Here is a 2,295-nt window from a genome sequence, read left to right as displayed (position 1 = left end):
GAAAAACGAATCCAAGTCAGACCATTTCAAATGGTTCGATGTCTGCCCGGATGCGACACATCTGGTGTGTCCATCCTCGCAGTATCCGGTTCTCAAGGTGCACGCCTGCGCCGGTTCCCGGTCCGACCGGGCCGCGCGGCAAGGAGATATATTGCCAGACCGGAGGGGCCCGCGGGGCGGGAATCTGGTTGCACACAGCTCCTACACATTTATTATTCATCGACCAAACGTTAGAGCAAAAGAAGGGGGCCCTTTGCGAGACCCCCTTCCCTTCTTATCGGTAACAGTCTGTTTATCAAGCCCTAGGCCAGCAGCTTGCGGCCAGACTCCTCAATCGCGTCAAGTGCTGCATCAGCCTCGGCGGCATCCGCGCCCTTAGCGAAGATGTACAGCTTGATCTTGGGCTCGGTGCCGGAAGGACGGACAATACCCTTGTTGCCACCCTCAAGATCGAACTCAATGACATTAGCCTTCGGCAGGCCGTTCACGCACGTGTTGTAATCCACAACGGCCTCGATCTTGGAGCCTGCGAGCTCCGCGGGCGGGTTCTCGCGCAGACCAGCCATGATGCCGGCCATCTTTGCCGCACCCTCAGCGCCCGGATAGCTCAGCGAAATCGTCTTGTTGTGATAGTAGCCATACTTCTCGTACAGCTCGTGCATCGCATCGGCAAGGTTCTTGCCCTGGAGCTTGTAATACTGCGCCATCTGGCAAATCAGAAGCGAAGTGCTCACGGCGTCCTTGTCACGCACGTGGTCGCCGGCCAGATAACCGTAGCTCTCCTCGAAACCGAAGATAAAGCGATCGACTTCACCAGCATCGGAAAGCGAGGTAATGATGTCACCGATGTACTTGAAGCCCGTCAGGCAGCGACGGAGCTCAAAGCCATACTCCTCGGCCAGAGCATCGACCATGGCGGAAGAAACAATGGTAGTAACCGCGACCTTCTTGGTGAGATCCTCGCCGCAGGCGGCACGGGTCTTGCAGATATAGTCGAGCAGCAGAACGCCCATCTCATTGCCGGTCAGCAGCAGATAGTCATCACCATTCTTAACAGCAACGCCAACACGGTCGGCGTCAGGATCGGTTGCAAGCAGCAGATCGGGGTGAACCTGCTCGCACAGGTCGATTCCCTTCTGCATGGCCTGACGGATCTCGGGGTTAGGATACGGGCAGGTCGGGAAATCGCCGTTCGGGTCCTTCTGCTCGGGAACAACCGTGACATCGGTGATGCCGGCGCGCTCGAGCACCGTCGTGACGGGAATGAGACCAGTGCCGTTGAGCGGAGTGTAGACGAGCTTAAGCGGAGCGCCAGCAATCTCCTCGGCAGAAAGGTTGGTCACGCCGCGCGCGAGAACGGCGTCGTAATAACGCTCGAGGCACGAGTCATCGATCCATTTGACCAGACCCTGCTCAAGAGCCTCATCGAAGTCCATGGACTTCACGCCAGTGAACGTATCGGTCTCGGCGATAGCCTTAGAAATTGCATCGGCGGCCTCGCTAGTGATCTGGCAGCCGTCGGGGCCATATGCCTTATAGCCGTTATAGGGCGCAGGGTTATGACTAGCGGTCATGCAAATGCCACCGGAGCACTTAAGGTCGCGGACGGCCCAGGAAAGCGTCGGCACGGGAGAAATCTTAGGGTACACGAGAGCAGTCACGCCGTTTGCTGCAAGAATGGCAGCAGTCGTCTTGACGAACAATTCGCCCTTATTGCGGCTGTCGCGAGCAATGGCAACCGTCGGATGCTCAAAAGTCGCATTGAGATAGTCGGCGAAGCCCTGCGTTGCACGGCCGACCGTATAGATATTCATACGGTTGGTGCCAGCACCGATCGTGCCGCGAAGGCCGGCGGTGCCGAAGGCAAGATCCTGGAAGAAGGCATCGGTGATGGCATCCTCGTCACCCTGCTCCTTCATCATGTTGAGCTCGGTCAGCAGCTCATCATCCTTGACATTGGCAATCCAAGTATCAAGCAGCTCGTGAACATCTGCCATGTGCGTCCTTCCTTCATAATCAATAAAACGGCCCGCCTAAAACAGGTCAAGCGCAGTATCACGCTTAAGTAGATAGTAATCCATTGAGTGCGTGAGACTGTCAGGAGAACGGTGAACGTCTGAATAAGACGGCAGATGATATCGTTGTAAAAATTGTCATTTAGTTAAATTGCCTGAGAAACGAAATAGGGGGAGGCCGCGAGGCCTCCCCCTTCTCAGTCCAAGCGCACGGCTCGGTGCCGTCCACCGGTCAGCGGCGCCCTGGCCTCCCACGGGCTGGCCCCGCAGTACTCTCGGC

The 2,295-nt window shown here is 57.0% G+C and carries 1 protein-coding gene; it reads right to left on the bottom strand.

Annotation, left to right across the window (positions count from 1 at the left end; translation table 11 throughout):
* Nucleotides 1-302: 302 nt before the first annotated feature.
* Nucleotides 303-1,997 carry a phospho-sugar mutase gene (locus ACTQVX_RS08775; RefSeq protein WP_441560927.1) on the bottom strand — a complete coding sequence of 565 codons (1,695 nt, stop codon included), beginning with the start codon at nucleotides 1,995-1,997 and terminating at the stop codon, nucleotides 303-305.
* Between the last annotated feature and the right edge of the window lie 298 nt (nucleotides 1,998-2,295).

The organism is Collinsella sp. LCP19S3_A6 (assembly GCF_052122015.1).
Lineage (GTDB): Bacteria > Actinomycetota > Coriobacteriia > Coriobacteriales > Coriobacteriaceae > Collinsella.
This window is presented reverse-complemented; position numbering and strand designations above follow the sequence as displayed.